The organism is Paucibacter sp. Y2R2-4, from assembly GCF_025717535.1.
GTDB lineage: Bacteria > Pseudomonadota > Gammaproteobacteria > Burkholderiales > Burkholderiaceae_C > Paucibacter_A.
Genome location: NZ_JAJIRO010000006.1, coordinates 249801 through 269077, shown reverse-complemented (window position 1 = coordinate 269077; position 19277 = coordinate 249801). Strand labels below are relative to the sequence as shown.

Genomic DNA, 19277 nt, shown 5'->3' with positions numbered 1-19277 from the left:
CTGGCTTTTTCTCATTTCACGACCAGGACCGGCACTTTGGCCAGAGTCAGCACTTTTTGCGCCACGCTACCCAGCAGTACCGCATCCATGCCGCGTCGGCCATGCGAGCCCATCACGATCAACTGGCTGCCGCTGCTCAGCGCATGCTCACAGATCGCCTGAGCCGGCCCATGCTCGCGCAAGACATGGCTTGAGAAGGGCAAACCAGCGGCCCGCGCACCCGCTTCCGCCTGGGCAATGCCTTGCTTGGCCGCGGCCTCGGCGGCGTCTTGGTAGCAGGCCATGGCTTCGGCCCCGCCGCCACCGTCCGCAAAGTAGACGAAGGGCAAGGGATCAACCACGCTGACAATCTCCAACTGCGCCTGGTACCGGCCAGCCAGATCCATGGCCACTTGCAGCGCCCGCGCTGCGGTTTCAGACCCATCGGTGGGCAAAAGAATTTTTGTGAACATCGGGGACTCCTGGCCATGAAATTTGGGATGATCATCCATGGCAGCGCGGGTGCACGACTTGCCCCAAGTCAAAGCAGAGACAGCCGGCGCTGACCGATATCGAATGAACCCGACTCCACTGCCTCCCTCCAACGAAGCCAGTTTTTTCGCCAAGCAAGGCCGCTATGAGACCCTGGGCCCGTTTGCGGCCATCGGTCTGGTGCTTTTGCTGCTGTGGAGCTTTGTCGCCTGGTTTATCTGGGTCTACCCAGAAGCGCTGCTCAATGCCAAGCGCCAGGAGTTGGCCAGCGACACCCAAACCGCCACGGTGCAGACCGAGACGGTCTTGCATCATGCCGAAGACGGCCTGCGCACCGTCGACCTCTGGCTGCTCACCCGTGGACGCAACGCCCCCTTGCAGGACGTGTCCCTGGCGCAACTGGCCGAGACCTTGCGCGATGGTTCACGCGGCTTGGTGGACATCATGCTGGTCGACCGGCAAGCCCAGGTCTACCGTATCCCTTCGATCAATGGCCAGCCCTATGCCAGCATTGCCGGGCAAGAGTTGTTCGAGCTGATGACGCGCCCCTCGACAGAGGGTGTGACGATTGGCGTGCCCTTCCGGCTGCGCGAAGGCCTGCCCATGGTCTTGCCCATCGCCATGCGCTTGAGCGCTCCGGCCGAGGGTTTGCAAATTGCCCTGGCCTTGATTGACCTGGACCGCCTGGGGCAGATGCATCAGCTCTTTGCCCATGGACAGGACGGTGCGGTAGCCTTGCTGCGCGGCGATGGACTGGCACTGTCGCGGGTGCCCGCGCTGCCCAATTTCGTCGGCCGGGATGTGTTTGCCAACGCGAAACCAGGGCGCCGCGAAGCCTTCAATGGCCCCGAAGGTTGGTTCGTCACCGATGGCCTGGCCAGCGATGGCGTCCGCCGCATCGGCGCCTTTCGAGCCCTGGAGGGCTATGGCGCCAAGCTCTTGATTTCAGAAGCCGAAGGTGCCAGCCTGACTGAGTACTTCCAGCAGCGACGCGTGGTGCTCTTGTTCAGCAGCTTGGTCAGCGCCGCCGCCTTGGCCTTGACCTGGATGCTGGCCCGCTTGCTGAAACGCGCCCGCGTCGAGAAGGCGCTGCAGATCGCCGCGTCTGACGCCTCACCGTTGGGCCTGTTCCGCTGCGATGCGCAAGGCCAGGTCATCTACAGCAATCAAACCTATTTGAATCTGCAAACCCTCCAAGCGGAGGAGAAGGCCTGGGGATGGCTGCAAGTCGTGAGCCCAGAAAAGCGTGAGGCCGCCAAGGCCAAATGGCAGGAACTGATTGCCAAGGCGGAGCCTTTCAGGACGGTGGGTCGCATCACGCGGCGCGACGGTGTCAGCCGGCTCTTGTCGGTGCGCACCGCACCGCTGCGGGTGGACGGCCGCTTCCTGGGCCAAGTAGGCACGGTGGAAGACATCACCGAACTGGCCGAGCAGCAGCGCGCGGTGCGCGCGCTCAGCGACATCTTGGACCTCACACCCGAGTACGTGGCCCAATTCGATCGGCAAGGCCATATGGTCTACCTCAATCCGGCAGCGCGGCAGCGCCTGGGCGTGGCCAAGGATGCCGACCTGGGCTCGCTGGACCTGCGGCGCTTTTTGAACGCCGAAACCCTGCATGACTTCCGCCAAGAGGTGCTGCACAGCACCCAAGAGTCTGCCCAGTGGCAAGGCCGGCGCACGCTGATCGACGGCCAAGGCCAAACCATGGTCTGCGAATGCACGGTCTTACGCCATCGTGGCTCTAGCAGCAGCGGCAGTGCGGACGCCAGCGCCAGCCTGTCGGTGATCCTGCGCGACATCAGCAGCGAATTGCAACACCAGCGCGAGCGCCAGCGCAGCGAGGCCTTGCTGGCCGCCATTGCCCACACCTCGGAAGCGCTGATCTCGGTGGTCGATCTGGACGAACGGCTCTTGTTCGTCAACCAAGCCTATCTGCGTCGCTTCCAAATCGAGGCGGAAGCTTGGACCGGTCGGCCTTTGCGCGAATTTCTGGGCGAGCAAGAGTACGCCCGGCGCCAACCCGCCTTGCTGCGGGCCCTGGCTGGCGAAAGCCTGGGCCTGGAGTTGGACTACGGCGAACGTGGCGAAACCACAGTCTTCGACCTGCAATACGCCCCCTTGCGCACCGCCGGTGCGGCCGTGGAAGGGGCCATCTGCATTGCCCGCGACATCAGCAGCGCCAAGCGCGAAGAGCAACGCCTGCGCGACGCCTCCATGAGCTGCCCCTTGACCGGTTTGTTGAATCGCGCCGGTTTTGCAGATCATGTGCAAACCAGCCTGCAGCAAGCTCGCCAGAGCGGGCTGCCGGTGGCTTTGCTGTATCTGGACTTGGACAAGTTCAAGCCGGTGAATGACCAATTTGGCCACCCAGTCGGCGATGCCTTGCTGCGCGCGGTGGCTTTGCGCCTGCGCAATGTGCTGCGTCCCCAAGACTTGGTGGCACGCCTCGGTGGCGATGAGTTTGCAGTCTTCTTGCCGACGATTCACCAAGCCGAAGACGCGGCCGTGGTGGCCCACAAGATCGTGCATGCCATCGGCCTGCCCTTCATGATCGACACCTTGGAACTGCATATCGGCATCAGCGTGGGCTTTTGCGTGCGCGCCGGCAGTGAGGCCGAATTGGAGGCCATGGTCGAGGTGGCCGATGCCAAGCTGTATGAAGCCAAGCGCGCCGGTCGCAGCTGCGCTCGCGGCAGTTTGCCCGAGGCCTAAGCCGAAGACGCCGCCCTCAGGCTGCGCCGCGCAATTGCTGAACTTGTTGTTGGCCTTGTTGCTGCTGATGCAGCTGCTTGACCCGCATCAGCGCCAGCTGCAGCACCATGGCATCACTGCTGGCGCGGTGGCGACGTAACTGCATTTCTGAGCGCACCTGATCCAACACCGGATGCCAGCACTCCACCTCGTTCTCATTGAGCAAGGAGCGCATATCGGCCAGCTTGAAGCTCGGGCTCATATCGACCGCATCAAACAAGCGGCAGAGCCAGGGATAGTCATGGCCCCAGGCGTCGCAGTAAACGGTTTGCCCCGCCAGACGTCGGTTGATCTGCTCAGCCACCCAAGCCGGCGGCTTGCCGTGACGCATGAGGATCTCGCGGCTGATGCCGTGCAAGGCTTCGGCCGAGCTGTCCCAATGTTGCCAATCGGGCTCGGGCTGAATCAAGCAGCAAAAGGCGGCGCCGCCGGACTCGACAAAGCCAATCTCGATCGGATAACTGCCGCGCCCAAAGCCCGAGGCTTCGACATCAAGAATGGTGGGCGGCGTCATGGGGAGATGCGTGGTGGACAAGCAGGCGACGGGTTGAGGGTCAGCCCGAGTGTAAGCGTCTGTAAGCGCCGCACAAGAGCCGACAAGCCCAGATACGCGACCTGTTAGCCAGGGTTTTCGATGATCTGTTCACGCTCAAACATCTCGATTGCCGCTTTGGCCACCTGCTGGGTATCGTAATAGGCATAGGCGCTGACCGCGGCCGCGCCGACCATGGGCACCCAGCGCGACACGCTTTTGCTCAAGACTTTTTGACTCAGCTGCATGCCCACGGCGCCCACCACTCTTTGCATCAAGGCCGTGGTGGCTGGTCGCACCAGCATGCGCTCACCCACCCGCACCGCCAAGTCACGCACCGCCTGCGCCGCCGTGTGGCGGAACAAGCAATACAACATCTGCGCCTGGCCGAGCTCGGCGGTTCGGCCGTACAGCGCCGCGATATCCGCCACCAACTGCGACTGAATGCGCCAGACCGCAGCCATCTCCGGCACGATGGTCAACCAGCCCAAGGGTCCGGGCGGCAATGCGAAGGCGCCCGCCGCCATCGCTGCTTTCTTGGCCGCATCCGCCGCGGCCGCCTGGGCCGCCTGGGCCGCCAGAGAAAGGCTTGGGCGCGCCGTGGCTTTGGACTCTGGGCGGCTGCCGATCAAGCCCAGCAAGGCCTTCCCCATGCGCTCTGACATTTCGGAACTCAAAGCTCCCACAGGCACCAAGGACGAGGAGCCCCCAGAAGAATCGGATGCTGAAGAAGTGGGTTTGCGCGGGCTGGACATGCGGCAAGGATAGCGCGCGAGCAGCAGACCCCCGAACTCACGCGCTGTCGCCTCCTCGCAACCTGCCCCGCATTCATGGGGGGTAAGCGGCGCCGGTCGGCAAGGTCGGCGTCAAGGCCATGCCTATACTGAAACGCCCACGCTGACTTCCATGCGTCAACTTCGAGTTCCATGGCTGAAGCGATCGGGGCACTGTATTTGGAATCTGAATGCCCATTGCCTTTGTCGCCTGGCCCCAAGCCGTCACCGCGCTGCACCCGCTGCAGGGACGGGCGCTGCAAGGCGCGCAAAGTCCGGCAAAGCGGCAAGGACTGCGCCATGCACTCGCTGTGTGCTTGCTGTTGAGCACGGCCTGGGGCTTGGTGCCCAAGTCGGCGCTGGCGCAGGCCTTGCCTGTCGTTGCCCAATCGGCGCTGCCCACCGGCGCCATCCTGCAAGGCATCATCAGCTACACCGCCTGGCCACAACGTCCTCAGCCACTGGGTTTGTGCATCAGCCGCAGTGCCCCCGACGCGCAAGACATCGCGCGCCAAGTCCAAGCCCTGCATGACGGCCGTACGCTGGAGATCAGCCTGATCGAGGCCAATCAGCCCTTGCCCGCCTATTGCCACGCGGTGTTTCTGGACGGATGGAATGCCGAGAGCTTGCGTACTGTGCTGCGCAGCTTGGCCCATCAAGCCGTGTTGACGCTGGGCCGGGGCCCCGAGTTTTGCAGCGATGGCGGCATGTTCTGCCTCGATGCTGTTGAAGGGCGAACCCGCTTTGAAGTCAATTTGGATGCCGTCGCGCGCAGTGGTCTGCGCGTGCATCCCCAGGTCTTGCGCCTGGCCAAGCCCACGCAGCGCAAGGTCTAAAGAGGCGAATATGGTCAGCCTTCGCCCCCACCCCAAGCGCCCCGGCAAGTCCGGAGCCTTTGTCTCGCCAGCCCCCACCACTTTGCTTGCGCTGATGCGGGCGGCCACTTGGCGCATCGGTCTGTTCTCGGTGCTGAGCGTGGGCTTGGTGCTGGCGGCCGCTGCGAGTTTGATGTTGCACCTGTCCACGGTCCGCAATCTGGAGTTGCAGGCACGCTCGCTGGCCTATTCGGTCGAAGCCGCCGTCATGTTCCAAGACCGCGAGGCGGTGGAGAGTTTGCTGCAAGACCTGCTGCGCCATGAGCCGGTATCCGCCGCACGCGTTCATCTGGGCGCGGCCAGCTTGCGAGACTCCGGTCCGGCGCAGGACTTTGCCGCCTACCGCAAGCCCGGTTCCGAGCAAGGCTGGGGCGCTGCGGCCGAAGCGCTTTGGCCGGTCAGGGCCGAGGTCCCGGTGCAAGCTCAAGGTCGCGTCTTGGCCATGGTGCAACTGCAGGCCGATGCCAGTGCCATGCTGCAATTGCTGGCCTGGATTGCCGGTGGTGTGCTGCTGGCCATGGTCTTGTCCGGTTTGGCGGTCATGCAAATTTCGCGGCGCTTTGCCGATCGCTTGGCCATGCCTTTGCAAGCCTTGGCCGAGCACACCCAGCTGATGCGCCAAGTTCGACCTGCCGGTCGGGCACCTTTGCCTGCGCCCCGCGCCGGTGTCGTGGAGCTGGACCAGCTGAGCAGCGACTTTGATGCGCTGCTGCAAGACCTCAGCGCCCACCAGCTGCGCTTGCTCAGCGAACATGATGCGCTGCGCCATGCCCACGCCAGGCTGAACGACCAAGCCAGTCGCGACAGCCTGACCGGCGTGGCCAGTCGCGCCCATTTCGAAGCCATGCTGGCTCGCCAACTGGAACAAGCCCAGCGCGAGGACGGCGGCTTCTTGCTCTACTTTGTCGACGCCGACCATTTCAAAGAAATCAACGACGCCCATGGCCATGAAGCCGGCGACTGCGTCTTGATTGCCCTGGCCCAGCGCCTGCGACGCAGCGTCAGAGCCGAGGATCTGGTCGGACGCCTCGGCGGCGATGAGTTTGTGGTGCTGGTCAAGGGCCGCTACCCCGGCAGCACCGCCCAACAAATTGCAGAGCACTTGCGCACTGCCGTGGCCGAAGTGGTGCATCTGCCCAACGGCTTGACGGTGATCCCCGGCATCAGCGTCGGCCTGGCCGTCTACCCCGAGCATGGCCGCACGAGTACCGAACTGATGAAGGCGGCCGACCTGGATATGTATGAGCACAAGCGGGCCAGCCGCTCGCCCGCAACGGGCACCAACGCGGCCCCCTCGACTACCAGGAGTGAACTTGAAACCGACCCTGCGCCCAAGCGTCTCCCCAGCTGATCACCCCAAGCTTTGTCAGCACCAGCGGCGAAAGCTCAGCACCTCGCTCACGGCGGCGTGCCTGCTGGCCCCTTTGTTGCCGTTGTTGAGCGCATGCCAAACCCCGGCTGCGCCGGCAACTGCCGCGGCAAGCCCAAAGAAAAGCACATGGAGTGAGCATCAAGCCCAGGCGCTCAAAAGCCTGGGCTTTGTTCAAAACGGCGAGGAGTGGACGCTGAATTTGGCCACCAGCCTGCTCTTCAGCTTTGACTCTGACCGTTTGCAGCAAGCGCAACTGAAGCAACTGAGCGAGCTGGGCCAGCAGCTGCGAGAGCTGGAAGTGCCCAGTCTGCGCATCGAAGGCCACAGCGATGCGCTCGGCGAGGCCGCTTACAACAAGCAACTCTCGCAGCGCCGCGCCAATGCCGTCGCTCAAGCGCTGCAGAGCGCGGGCTGGCCCGCCTCAGCGCTGAAGATCCTGGGCTTTGGGCGCGAAAAACCGATCGCCGACAACGCCAGCGAGGCCGGCCGCGCCCAAAACCGGCGCGTCGTTTTGATCGCCATGGCGGACTGAAAAAACAAACGGCCTTGCGCGATGCAAGGCCGTTGGTTCAACGCACCCAGGCCTTAGCCGCACTGCCCCACATAACCACAAGCGGTGCAGAAGTCGCAGCCGTCTTTGTGAATCATGGTGCTGTTGCCGCATTCCGGGCAGGGCTTGCCGGCCATGGCAGGCACGGCAGCCCCGGTCTGGGCGCGGGTCACCGGCGCTTGCAACAAGCCCATCTCCACCAGCGGCAGGCCCTGCTCGTCCAAGATGCCCAGCATGGCATAGCGATGGATGATCAAGCGCGCCACATAGGCCACAGTCGACGGCCAAATCTGCTGGCGACGCTCGCCGCTGAGCGTCGGCACCGGTGCCATGAAGTGGCCGAGCGGCTCGCCCACATTGAGCAGCTTGCGCAGCTTCATGCCGATCCAAGCCGGGTCCATCACCCGCATGTCCAGGCTCAGCAAACGCGCCATGCCGTCCAGGGCCTTGGGGTAGTTGCCCGAAAAACCCATGGCGCAAGGACGAGTCACAAAGCCGCCGTCCGGCGTAGGCAAGCTGACCTCTTTCAGGGTCAGTGTGAATTGCTCGTTGGTGGCCGGGTTGTCCACGTCCACCGCCCAGGCCAAGGTACCCATGGTGCTGGTGCGCGGCTCTTCGCGGCTGAACATGGCGTCAATCACCGGCGTGGCGCCGCCCTCGGACAGCGCACCGAGTTGCTCACAGCGCCAGCGAATGACGGCCGCCGTGGCGGCCACCACGCCGGGGAAGAGGCGCTGTTCACCGCCCGGAGGCATGGGCATCTCAAAGGCCCGCTCTTCGGCCACAGTGGCCAAGGCATCGAGCTTCAAGCGCAGCCAGGCCGCATCATTGCTGCGCAAATCCATGGACAAGGTCTTGGCCACGGCGGCCAGGCCGCGCGGCTGCTCGGCGCCATTGACCCAGACTTCAAAGGGCAGGTTCTTGCCGAACAAGCCTGCATCCGGCCCCACCGCCGGCAACTCGCCGACGAAGAGCGCAAAGTCGCCGTGCGGGTGACGAATCATGTAGCTCCAGGCCGGGTTGCCGCCGGGCAACTCGGGGCGGCTGGGCCAGCGCAGCGAGGCCAGCACCGCGTTCGGCAGGCGCGACACCAACATGCGCTGGTTGCTGCCGTCCGCCGGCACCGGCTTGAGCGGCTCAGGCTTTTGCACCGCAGCCGGCTCCACGCTCAGCACCGAACCCAGAATGCTGTTGGGCCGATAGGTGGCCAGGCCCTTCAGTCCGCTCTTCCAAGCCTGGGTGTAGAGGTCTTGGAAGTCCTCGTACAAATAGTCGGCCGGCACATTGACGGTCTTGGAGATCGAGGTGTCCACAAAAGGAGCCACCGCCGCCACCATGGCCGCATGGTCGGCCGCGCTCAACTCCAGCGCGGTGACGAATGCAGGCGTCAATGCCGTATCCGTGCCGAACATATGGCGATACAAGCGCCAAGCATGGTCCTCGACCGCGTACTCCTTGTAGCTGCCATCGGCCATGCGCTTCTTGCGGGTGTAGCTCCAGCTGAAGGCGGGCTCAATACCGTTGGAGGCGTTGTCGGCAAAAGCCAGGCTGATGGTGCCGGTGGGCGCAATCGACAGCAGATGCGAGTTGCGCAAGCCCTGCACGCGAATCTTGTCCTTCAAACCCTGCGGCAGGCGCGAGGCAAAGTTGCCACCGGACAAATAAAGGTCGGCATTGAAGAGCGGGAAAGCGCCGCGCTCAACAGCCAGATCGGCCGAAGCCTCATAGGCCGCGTTGCGCATCACTTCGCTCAAACGGCGCGCCACATCGCGCGCGGCTTCGGTGTCATAGCGCTGGTTCAGCATCACCAAGGTGTCGCCCAGGCCGGTAAAGCCCAAGCCCACACGGCGCTTGTTGCGCGCCTCTTGCTGCTGCGCAGGCAGCGGCCAAGGGGTCACATCGAGCACGTTGTCCAGCATGCGGGTAGCGACGCGGCAGACCTCGGAATAGCCCTCTTCATCGAAGCTGGCGTTCGGGCCGAAGGGGTCGCGCACAAAGGTGGTCAGATTGACCGAGCCCAGGCAGCAGCAGCCATAGGGCGGCAGCGGCTGCTCGGCGCAGGGGTTGGTGGCGGCAATCGCCTCGCAGTAATAAAGATTGTTGTCGGCGTTGATGCGGTCCAGGAAGAGCACACCCGGCTCGGCATGGTCATAGGTGGAACGCATGACCTGATCCCAGAGCTCGCGAGCGCGCAGCTTGCGGTACACCCACAAACCATCGCCGCGCTGGTAGGCGCCGGCGGCGCGCTGCTTCTGGCCGGGCTCGGCCTTGTGAGTCAGCTCAATCTCAGCGTCAGCTTCCACCGCATGCATAAAGGCATCGGTCACGCCCACCGAGATATTGAAGTTCTTTAAGTCGCCCTTGTCCTTGGCGTGGATGAACTCCTCCACATCCGGGTGATCGCAGCGCAGCACGCCCATTTGCGCGCCACGCCGGCTGCCGGCGCTCTCCACCGTTTCGCAGCTGCGGTCAAACACGCGCATATAGCTGACCGGGCCCGAGGCGCTGCTCTGCGTCGAGCCGACCCAAGCGCCACGCGGGCGAATGCGCGAGAAGTCATAGCCCACACCGCCGCCGCGCCGCATGGTCTCGGCCGCCTCGGTCAAGGCGGTGTAGATGCCGGGGTGGCCATCTTCATCCGAAGCGATGGAGTCGCCCACCGGCTGCACAAAGCAGTTGATCAGCGTGGCCGTCAACTCGGTGCCTGCGGCCGAATTGATGCGGCCGGCCGGCACAAAACCGCGCCGCTGGGCGTCCAGAAAGCGCGCTTCCCATTCGGCGCGAGCCTCCGGCGCTTCGGCCTGAGCCAAGGCGCGGGCAATGCGTTGACGCAACTCATCCAGCGTTTGTTCTTCGCCCTTGGCGTACTTCTCCAGCAGCACTTCGGCGCTGATTTCTTGAGCCGGCAAAGCCGAGGCCGGCGCGAGCGCCACACGCGGGCTGGGGCTGCTGAAAATATCCCCTTGCAAGGCAGGTTCGGATGCGTTCTTGGCAGGGCTGGGCGAGGTCATGCAGGTCTCCGCAAAAGGCTGAATCTGGGTCGGTGCGCGATGGTGCTGGCATCTTAGCGAGCGCAGCTTAACCTGGGTCAGGCGGGGCTCAGGGTCACCCCTCACAAAGCCTTTTCAGACGCTCCGATTGTGAGCAGCCACTCACGAGATAGGCCTCAAGAGGGCGAGCCGGCTGGGAACAAAACCCGGTCAAACTTGGCTGCAAAAAAAGATCTTTCAGCCCTGACAAAAACCAGACTCAAGCCTGTGTTAGAGCGACCCACAATTCCGCAGGGCCATAGGGGTTTTGGCGCTGCGGCCAGGCCTTTATCAAGGCCAGCATGCGGGCATTCAGCGGTGCCGAACGGCCCACATGCGCGGCCAGGCGAAGCACCTCGCCGCACAGGGCCTCGATCTCGGTCACACGACCCAAAGCCAGGTCATCCGCCATGCTGGAACGGGCCTGAGCATCGATCTTCAACATGCGTGCCGCCAGCAGACGAAAAAGCGGCGTCGGCAAGCGCAACAAGCGGGGCACGAGGCGCGGCGGCAATGGCGTCAGCTTCGCCGGCCGGATGCCCGCGACCTGCAGCAAGTCCAAGGCCTCCTGCTGCAAAGCCGCCAGGCAGCGCCGGTAGCCGCGCTGCAAAAGCTCCGCCCGCAAGGCCTGCCCGGACAAGGCATTGACCGGATTGTTCAAATTGAGCAGGAGCTTGCCCCACTGCAAAGCCCGCATATCTAGTGGGTCAGCGAGCAAGTCCAGGGCCAAACCCTGGCTCGCCCAAGCCTGCTGCAGCGCCAACAAAAGCGGCTCGCGGCTCTGCCCTTGTACGACCAGCGCCCCTTGAGTGCCCCGGTGAAAGCGCCCCGGCCCCAACTCGGCCACATTGAAGGGCACCATGCCGGCACGCCAGTCCAGCTGCGGCGCCGCTTGCCGCCCATGTTCTGCGTTAGCGATGCCGTTCTGCATGGACAGCACCAAGCTTGCAGCAGGCAAGGCCGCCCCCAGCAGCGCGGCCGCCTCGGCGGTGGCGCCGCTCTTCACGCACAGCAAGGTGATGTCGGGCCGCAGCTCGGCCGGCAGGGCCTCATGCAGATACAAGCCCGTTACGGGCAGATGCTGCTGACGCCCCTCCAGGTCGCTCGAACGCAGGCCCTCGGCGCGCAAGGCGTCCAGCACCCTCGGCCGCCCTACGAAATGGACTTGCAGGCCTGCGGCGGCCAGGGCACCACCGAGATAGCAGCCGACCGAGCCGGCGCCCATCACCAGGACGGTCAATGCCGCCATGGAGACCTCAGCAAGACCCGAGCCCGGCCGCCGGCTTCAGCGCCGGCCTTCAAGCGGCCGGATGTGCCAGATCGCGCAGGTGGGTGGGGCCGGCGCGACGTTCGATCTCGCCCAGCAAGTCACGCCCCCAGCCCAGCGAGAACAAGGCCTCGCCGACGACAAACATCGGCCCGACCAAAAGCCCCACCAGATCATCCACAAAGGCCGGCTTCTTGCCCTCGTAGTAATGACCGATGAACTGGATCACCCAGCCCAGAACAAAGCTGCCAATGCCCCAACTCAACCAGCTGCTCTGGCTGCCGGCGGCCAGCGGTTCGGCCAGCGCCATCAAGACGCCATTGACCAGGCTGACAGCCAGTCCTAAGACCAAATTCCCACGGGTGAGATACCAAACAGTGCTCAAGCCCCAGAGCAGCCAAGCCGCCGTCAGCGACACCCCACCGAGGCTGAGCTCGGCACGCGCCAGCAATATGCCGATGGCAAAGACGATCAAGGGGATGCCGACAAAGTGGGTAGCGATATTGCGCCGGTCGCGGTGATAGCTGGCGTATTGAGCCATCAAATCAATGGCGGAACGAAAAGGGCTGGCGGCCATGCGAGTCTCCGTTGGATAGAGGCGATTGTTTTGCCTGCTTCATGCTAGTTCAGCACGGCAGGCCCTGGCTGTCAAAATTGAGACATATTCTGTGGCTCATTTCCCGACAACAAGGATGCGGATGACCTCTTTGCGCACACGGCGGCTCTTGCTCTTGCTGGTCTCCTTGCCGATCTTGGCTGCCTGCGCAAGCGCCCCCCAAAAGTCGAGAGAGGCAGAGCCGGCCAGCCCCTGGCCAGCGGACTTTGGCGCCATGCGGCAACAGGCCCAAGATCAACAAGAGCGCCTGCTGACGATTGACGCGGCCGCCTCAGCGGTTCGCATCCATGTCTTTCGCGGCGGGCGGGCCGCGCGGCTGGGCCACAACCATGTGCTGAGCGTGCCGGCTCTGCAAGGCTTGGTCTTTGCCCCATCAACGCCGGAGCAAGCCCTTGACGGGGCCGCCTTTGAGTTGGCCTTCCGCCTCGATGAATTGGTCTTGGACGAGCCGACCTCCCGCGCTGCCCTCGGGCCGGGCTGGGCTTCGACTTTGTCGGCCGAGGCGATTGCCGCCACGCGCAGCAATATGCTGGGCGCGGCCGGCCTGCAAGCCGAGGCCTATCCACGGGTGCGCCTGCGCTCGCTGAGCATCCGCGGGGCGGCGCCCAAGCTGGCCGTGTTGCTGGAGATCGAGTTGCACGGGCAAAGGCGTCAGCAATGGCTGGCCCTGCACGCGGAAGTGCAGGCGGAGCGCTTGCAAGCACGCGGCGCCCTGGTGCTGCGACAAAGCGACTTTGGCTTGCAGCCCTTCTCGGTGGCGGGTGGCTTGCTGGCGGTGCAGGATGAATTGCTGATCGAGTTCGACATCGTCGCCAAGCGCTGAAGCATGCTGTCCACTCGTGGCGGGCCGTGTCCGGCGCTGTCCACCCACTGTCCGCCCCCTGTCCGCGGACACTCAGGCCCAAGCGAAAGCCACGCTAAGCCCTTGATTTACAAGGCGTGGCAGGGCTGATCTCACTTGGCACGCCGCTTGCATTCTTGAGAGCCAAGGCCGCCACAAGCGCCTTTGCACCCAACAAGGAAAGCCAAGCGACACCATGATTCGAGACACCTCCGCCCAGGACCAAATCTTGGCCCCCAGCTCCGGGCGCCGGCGCCGCTTGAGCCTCGCGGCCTTGGCTCTGGCCAGCCTCGCCCTGCTGGGCTATGGCGGGCAGCAACTCTTCAAGCAACTCGGCGGCGGCGCCTCGGTCAGCCTGGCCCGGCTCTCTCTCGGGACGGTGGAGCTCGGCCCGCTGACGCGCGATATCGCCGCCGAAGGCCGGGTGGTTGCGGCCAACAGCCCGACGCTGTACGCCGGCAACGCCGGCACGGTCGCCTTGAGCGTGCAGGCCGGCGATCAGGTGAAGCGGGGTCAGGTCTTGCTCAAGATTGCCAGCCCGGAGCTGACGGCGCGACTGGGTCAGGAGCGCGCCAACGCCGATGCCTTGCAAAGCGAATGGCTGCGCGCCCAGGCCGACTCACGCCAGCAACGCGCCCAAGACCAAAGCCAGTTGGACACCGCCAGCATCAGCCACAAAGCAGCCGAGAACGAGTTGGCCCGCCAAACCCAGGCCTTCAAAGCCGGCGCCACGGCGGCCGCGCAAGTGGACCAGGCGCGCGACACCCTGGCCAAGGCGCAGGTAGCCTTGAAGCAGGCACGCGAGCTGCTGGGGCTGAAGGACGATGCCGTCAAGTTTGAGCTGCAGGCCAAGCGCCAGGCTTTCGAGCGCCAAGCATTGGTCGTGAAGGATGTGGAGCGTCAACTGGACGAATTGAATCTGCGCTCGCCGGTGGACGGCCAAGTCGGCCAGCTCTTTGTCAGCGACCGCGCCAGCGTGGCCAAGGACGCCAAGCTGCTGTCGGTGGTGGACCTGTCGGCGCTGGAGGTGCAGATTCAGGTGGCCGAGAGCCTGGCGCGTGAGCTGCAGCCGAATATGGGCGGCGAGATCAGCGGCGGCAGCGACCAGCGCTGGAAGGGCCTGCTCAGTTCCGTCTCACCCGAAGTTGTGAGTGGCGAAGTGGCAGCACGCCTGCGCTTCGAGGGCAAGCAGCCTGAGCAGCTGAGGCAGAACCAGCGTCTCTCGGTACGCATGCTGCTGGACCACCGCGACAAGGTGCTGACGCTGCCGCGCGGCAGCTTTGTCGAAGAAGGCGGCGGCCACTTTGCCTATGTGCTGCAAGGCGATCAGGCCGAGAAACGGCCCATTCGCTTAGGACTGCAAAGCCTGGCCAAGGTCGAGGTGCTCGAAGGCCTGAAGGCCGGCGAACAAGTCGTCATCTCGGGCGCCGACAACTTCAAAGACGCGCAGCGCGCCAGCATCAGCCGCTGAGCGCCCGCTACTCCATTCCCTTTCACAGGAGCCACACACCATGTTGAAGATGAAATCCCTGGCCAAGGTCTACCGCACCGAAATGGTCGAGACCTATGCCTTGCGCGACTTTCACCTCGAAGTGAAACAAGGCGAGTTCGTCGCCGTCACCGGGCCCTCGGGCTCCGGCAAGACCACGTTTCTGACCATCGCCGGTTTGCTGGAAGCCTTCAGCAGCGGCAGCTACGAGTTGGACGGCGTGGACGTCAGCCGCATGAATGACGATGCCCGCTCCAAGATCCGAAATCAGAAAATTGGCTTTGTCTTTCAGGCCTTCAATCTGATCCCGGACCTGAACGTTCTGGACAATATCGAAGTGCCACTGCGCTATCGCGGCATGGGAGCAGCCGAGCGCAAGAAGCGCGCCTCGGACGCGCTAGCTCGGGTCGGCCTGTCGGCCCGCGCCAAGCATTACCCGGCCGAGCTGTCCGGTGGACAGCAGCAACGCGTGGCCATTGCCCGCGCCCTGGCCGGCGAACCCAAGCTGCTGCTGGCCGACGAGCCCACCGGCAATCTCGACAGTCAGATGGCCCGCAGCGTGATGGAGCTGCTGGAAGAGCTGCACCGCGACGGCGCCACCATCGTGATGGTCACCCACGACCCGCAGCTGGCCGCACGCGCGCAGCGCAATGTGCATGTGATCGACGGCCAGGTGGTCGACATCGCCGCCGAGTTGGCGCTAGACCCGGCCTTGTTCCAGGGCCAGCGCGCCCGGGTCGATTGAGAAAGCTCGGCTTGATGAACAAGACCCTCAAACAAGGGCTTCTGCTGGTGCTCGCCGCCTGGAGCTGCCAGCAGGCGCAGGCGCAAGTACAAGCACAAGCAGGCGGAAGCGATCTGCTCAGCATCTACGCCCAGGCGCGCGCGGCCGATCCGCTCTTGGCCTCGGCCCAGGCCCAGCGCGGCATCCAGCAAGAATCCACCGAGCAAGCCCGCGCTGCAATGCTGCCGCAATGGCGTCTGCAAGTGGAGCAAAACCACGCCGAGACCTCAGGTCTTCCGGGCCATGTGGAGAGCCGCTTGCTCGGCAGCCGACTGAGCCAAAGCCTGGTCGACGTGGCGCAGTGGCGCACGCTGCAGGCCGAGAACGAGCGCCTGTCGGCCGATGAAGCACGTCTGCGCGCCGCCGAACAAGAGCTCTGCGCGCGCGTCGCCAGGGCCTATTTCGGCGTGCTGCTGGCACGCGCCGGCGTCAGCACCACGCAGGCCAATGAACGTGCCTTTGCCGATCAAGTTCAGCAGGCGCAGGCTCGCTTCGCAGCCGGACTGTCCGCCCAAGTCGACGTCGACCAAGCACGCAGCTTTCATCAATTGGTGCGCGGCCAGCTGGTGCAAGCTCAGCAAGACTTTGCCGATGCCCAGCAAGCGCTGGCGCAAATCATCGGCCAAGAGCCGGGCGCCCTGGCCACGCTGGCGAGCGAGCTGCCGGCTCTGCCGCCGCAACCGCAAGAACCACAGGCCTGGGTGGAGCGCGCGCTCAGCAGCAACCCCACGCTCAAGGCCAGCGCCGCTGAACTGAGCGCCAGCGAGCGACGCATCGAAGCGGCGCGCGCCAGCCATCTGCCCAAGCTCAGCCTCGGTTTGGACAGCGATCGCCAAAGCGGCTCCGGCGTGACGCCGAACTTAAGCGGGCGCACCGTCAACACCCTCGGCGTGCAGCTGACGATTCCACTTTTCGCCGGTGGCGCCACCGCCTCCCAAGTTCGTCAGGCCAGCTACCGGCGCGATGCCATCCAAAGCGAGCAAGAAAGCGCCAAGCGCGCCCTGATCCGCGAGACGCAGGCGAAATTCCAAGCCGTGCTCTCCACCTTGGCGCAGATGGAGACTGGCCGCATGGCCGTGCAGGCCGCCGACCAAGCCTTGGCCTCCACCCGCGCCGGCCAGGCCCTGGGCACGCGCAGCATGACCGATCTGCTGCTGGCCATCCAGACCCAGGCCTCGGCACAAAACGCCTATGAGCAAGCCCGCCACCGCCATGTGCTGGCCAAGCTGCTCTTGAGCCAAGCGGCCGGCGCCTTGGATGAGACCGAGTTGGCCGCAGCCAATCAATGGCTGCGGCCGGACAAGCCCAAGCAAGACCCAACAGACACGCAACAAGCCCCTGGAGCTTCATCATGATGATGTTGAGCTATTACTTTGATTTGGCGCTGCGCAGCTTCAAGTCATCCCGAGGCCTGACCGCCTTGATGCTGCTGACCATCGCCATGGGCGTGGCCGCCTGCATGACGACTTTGACGGTCTTCCATGTGCTGTCGGGAGACCCCATTCCCAGCAAAAGCAGACAGCTCTTCAACATCCAACTTGATGCCAGCCCCATGCGCGGCTACAAGCCGGGCAATGAGCCCAATTTGCAGCTGACCCGCTTTGATGCCGAGAACTTGCTGCGCGAGGCTCGCGCAGACAAACAGGTCATGATGTCGGGCGGCAATGTGCCCATCACACCGCCGCAGGCGGGTCAGCAGCCCTTTATTGCCCTCTCGCGCAACACCTCGGCGGACTTCTTCCCGATGTTTGAAGTGCCTTTTCTCTACGGTAAGGGCTGGACCGCGGAAGACGACAAGAGCGAAGCCCGTGTCGCGGTGATCTCCAAGTCTCTGAATGAGCGCTTGTTCGGTGGCATCGACAGCCGTGGCAAGACGCTGCGGGTGCGGGACAAAGACATCACCATCGTCGGCGTGATGAACGACTGGCGCGTCGTGCCCCGTTATTTCGATCTGACCAATGGTGCCTTCTCCAGGATCGACGACATCTACATCCCCTTCAGCACCGCGATGGTGCTGCGCTTTGGAATCTCCGGCAATTTCCAATGTTGGGGAGACCCGGCCGGCGGCGATGCGCGAGCCCTCAATGCCCCTTGCTCATGGATTCAATACTGGGCTCAAGTCGACAGTCCTGAAAAAGCCCGCAACTACCGCGCCTATCTGAACCAGTACTCAGAGCAGCAGCGCAGCAGCGGCCGTTTCGAGCGGCCCAGCAATGTGCGAATGCGTGATGTGATGACTTGGCTCAAGCAGCAGCAGGTGGTGCCCGAGGACATTGGTTTGCAGCTGTGGCTGGCCTTCGGCTTCCTGGCCGTTTGCTTGACCAATACCGTCGGCTTGCAATTGGCGAAGGCGCTGCGACGCTCGGGCGAGATCGGCGTGCGCCGCGCCTTGGGTGCACCGCGCCGCCAGATCTTTGCGCAGTTTCTCGTCGAGGCTGGCAGCCTTGGCTTGCTGGGTGGCTTGTTGGGCCTGGGTCTGACCTGGCTGGGTGTGCAGGCAGTGCGCGTGGGCGCCAGCAACTATGGCTCGCTGATCCAGATGGACAGCCTGATGCTGCTCAGCACCTTGGGCCTGGCCCTGGTCGCGAGCTTGATTGCCGGCATCTTGCCCGCATGGCGCGCCTGCCAAGTCACCCCCGCGCTGCAACTGAAGTCGCAGTAAAGCCCTCTGGAATCGAATAAGGCCCGCCCCATCATGGACATCTTGCCCATCCTCGCCACCTTGAAGCGCCACAAAACCGCCTCAGGCTTGATCGTGCTTCAAATCGCCTTGACTTGTGCCATCGTCTGCAACGCGCTGTTCTTGATCCTGCAACGCATCGAGAAGATCAATGAGCCCTCGGGTCTGGCCGACCAAGAAATCATCGCCCTCAATCTCGGCGGGATTGGCCCGATTGAGAACCCTCACGCCCTGACCCACTCCGACCTGCAGGTGCTGCGCGCCCTGCCCCAGGTCAAGGAAGCTTCGTTCCTGAACCAGTTCCCCTTCAGCGACCACATGACGATGAGCGGCATGCGCACGCAAGAGAAGGAAGACAGCGAGTCGGTGGTGGCATCCACCTATCTGGCCAGCGAAGGCTGGCTCAAAACCACCGGACTGCGTCTGATTGCCGGCCGCGACTTCGAAGCGGACGAGTACCAAAACCAAAACGACTTCGAGACTGCGCAGACGCCGGTGGTGCCTGCCATCATTCTCAACCGCGAGATGGCCCAGAAAATGTTCCCCAAGGGCGATGCCTTGGGCAATGTGGTCTATGGCTTTGGCGACAAACCGGTTCGCGTCATTGGCATCTTGGAAACTTTGGCCTCGTCTCAGCCGGGTGGTAAGGATGAATCACTGCGCTACAACATGGTGCTGCCGATTCGCGCCAGCTTCCGCAACGGCTACTACCTGCTGCGCACCGATCCCGCCAAACGCGACGAGGTCTCGAAAGCTGCCGCCGCCGCACTGAGCAAGAACGGACCCAATCGCATCGTGGTTGAAAACCGCCTGATGTCCGATATGCGCGACCGCTACTACCGCCAAGACCGCAGCATGATCCATCTGCTGGCCGGCGTCTGCCTGGCGCTGCTGGTGGTGACCGCTTTTGGCATCGTCGGCCTGGCCAGCTTCTGGGTGCAGCAGCGCACCCGCATGATTGGGACTCGCCGCGCGCTGGGCGCCACTCGGGGTCAGATCTTGCGCTACTTCCAGACCGAGAACTTCATCCTCTCGACGGTCGGCATCGTGCTCGGCATGGGCGCGGCCTATGGCATCAGCGTGGCCCTGATGAAGCAGTACGCCATGCCGCCGCTGCCGCTGGCCTTCCTGCCGCTGGGAGCACTCATTTTGTGGGGCTTGGGCCAACTGGCCGTGTTGGCTCCGGCGCGGCGTGCCGCCGCTTTGCCGCCGGTGGCGGCCCTGCGCGGCGCTTGATTGCTATGCTG

General features: G+C 64.1%; 16 protein-coding genes. 10 read left to right on the top strand and 6 right to left on the bottom strand.

What is annotated here, in order from left to right; all coding sequences use genetic code 11:
- Window positions 1-11 precede the first annotated feature (11 nt).
- A complete protein-coding gene (locus tag LNV06_RS22165) occupies window positions 12-452 on the bottom strand; it encodes a universal stress protein (RefSeq protein WP_263540485.1) in 441 nt (146 codons plus the stop codon).
- 103 nt (window positions 453-555) lie between these two features.
- Here LNV06_RS22165 and LNV06_RS22160 point away from each other — a divergent pair, with 103 nt between their 5' ends.
- On the top strand, window positions 556-3183 hold the full coding sequence (locus tag LNV06_RS22160) for a diguanylate cyclase domain-containing protein (protein ID WP_263540484.1): 2628 nt from the start codon (window positions 556-558) through the stop codon (window positions 3181-3183).
- 16 nt (window positions 3184-3199) lie between these two features.
- Here the strand turns inward: LNV06_RS22160 and LNV06_RS22155 are convergent, their stop codons facing one another.
- Both LNV06_RS22155 and LNV06_RS22150 read right to left on the bottom strand, forming a co-directional pair.
- On the bottom strand, window positions 3200-3736 hold the full coding sequence (locus tag LNV06_RS22155) for a 3'-5' exonuclease (RefSeq protein ID WP_263540483.1): 537 nt from the start codon (window positions 3734-3736) through the stop codon (window positions 3200-3202).
- 104 nt (window positions 3737-3840) lie between these two features.
- Window positions 3841-4419, bottom strand: coding sequence for an EcsC family protein (locus tag LNV06_RS22150; protein ID WP_263540482.1), 579 nt, complete (start codon window positions 4417-4419; stop codon window positions 3841-3843).
- Between the two features lie 299 nt (window positions 4420-4718).
- Here LNV06_RS22150 and yfiR point away from each other — a divergent pair, with 299 nt between their 5' ends.
- The 3 genes from yfiR (at window position 4719) to yfiB (ending at window position 7306) form a co-directional block, all read left to right on the top strand.
- Window positions 4719-5363 (top strand): regulatory sequestration protein YfiR, encoded by a 645-nt coding sequence (gene yfiR, locus LNV06_RS22145; RefSeq protein ID WP_263540481.1) that lies wholly within the window; start codon window positions 4719-4721, stop codon window positions 5361-5363.
- 10 nt (window positions 5364-5373) lie between these two features.
- Window positions 5374-6753 (top strand): sensor domain-containing diguanylate cyclase, encoded by a 1380-nt coding sequence (locus tag LNV06_RS22140; protein ID WP_263540480.1) that lies wholly within the window; start codon window positions 5374-5376, stop codon window positions 6751-6753.
- 85 nt (window positions 6754-6838) lie between these two features.
- Window positions 6839-7306 (top strand): outer membrane lipoprotein YfiB, encoded by a 468-nt coding sequence (yfiB, locus tag LNV06_RS22135; RefSeq protein WP_263540479.1) that lies wholly within the window; start codon window positions 6839-6841, stop codon window positions 7304-7306.
- Window positions 7307-7359: 53 nt separating this feature from the next.
- On the opposite strand, the gene LNV06_RS22130 is transcribed toward yfiB, so the two are convergent.
- The 3 genes from LNV06_RS22130 to LNV06_RS22120 form a co-directional block, all read right to left on the bottom strand.
- Window positions 7360-10335, bottom strand: a complete 2976-nt coding sequence (locus LNV06_RS22130) for an adenosylcobalamin-dependent ribonucleoside-diphosphate reductase (protein ID WP_263540478.1) — start codon at window positions 10333-10335, stop codon at window positions 7360-7362.
- A 238-nt stretch (window positions 10336-10573) separates the two neighbouring features.
- Entirely contained in the window at window positions 10574-11602 is a 1029-nt protein-coding gene (locus tag LNV06_RS22125) for a 2-dehydropantoate 2-reductase (RefSeq protein ID WP_263540477.1), read from the bottom strand.
- Between the two features lie 49 nt (window positions 11603-11651).
- A complete protein-coding gene (locus LNV06_RS22120) occupies window positions 11652-12197 on the bottom strand; it encodes an Mpo1 family 2-hydroxy fatty acid dioxygenase (RefSeq protein ID WP_263540476.1) in 546 nt (181 codons plus the stop codon).
- A 121-nt stretch (window positions 12198-12318) separates the two neighbouring features.
- On the opposite strand from LNV06_RS22120, the gene LNV06_RS22115 reads away from it, so the two are divergent.
- The 6 genes from LNV06_RS22115 to LNV06_RS22090 all read left to right on the top strand — a co-directional run bounded on the left by LNV06_RS22115 (window position 12319) and on the right by LNV06_RS22090 (window position 19266).
- The gene (locus LNV06_RS22115) at window positions 12319-13059 is read left to right on the top strand and encodes a YceI family protein (protein ID WP_263540475.1); all 741 of its coding nucleotides are present in this window, start codon (window positions 12319-12321) and stop codon (window positions 13057-13059) included.
- 214 nt (window positions 13060-13273) lie between these two features.
- A complete protein-coding gene (locus LNV06_RS22110; RefSeq protein ID WP_263540474.1) occupies window positions 13274-14548 on the top strand; it encodes an efflux RND transporter periplasmic adaptor subunit in 1275 nt (424 codons plus the stop codon).
- Window positions 14549-14588: 40 nt separating this feature from the next.
- A complete protein-coding gene (locus LNV06_RS22105) occupies window positions 14589-15311 on the top strand; it encodes an ABC transporter ATP-binding protein (protein WP_263540473.1) in 723 nt (240 codons plus the stop codon).
- 14 nt (window positions 15312-15325) lie between these two features.
- Window positions 15326-16705 (top strand): TolC family outer membrane protein, encoded by a 1380-nt coding sequence (locus LNV06_RS22100; RefSeq protein ID WP_263540472.1) that lies wholly within the window; start codon window positions 15326-15328, stop codon window positions 16703-16705.
- The gene (locus LNV06_RS22095) at window positions 16702-18012 is read left to right on the top strand and encodes an ABC transporter permease (protein ID WP_263540471.1); all 1311 of its coding nucleotides are present in this window, start codon (window positions 16702-16704) and stop codon (window positions 18010-18012) included. The genes LNV06_RS22100 and LNV06_RS22095 overlap by 4 nt, the downstream gene beginning before the upstream one ends.
- A 33-nt stretch (window positions 18013-18045) precedes the next feature.
- Window positions 18046-19266 (top strand): ABC transporter permease, encoded by a 1221-nt coding sequence (locus tag LNV06_RS22090; RefSeq protein WP_263540470.1) that lies wholly within the window; start codon window positions 18046-18048, stop codon window positions 19264-19266.
- Window positions 19267-19277: the final 11 nt, after the last annotated feature.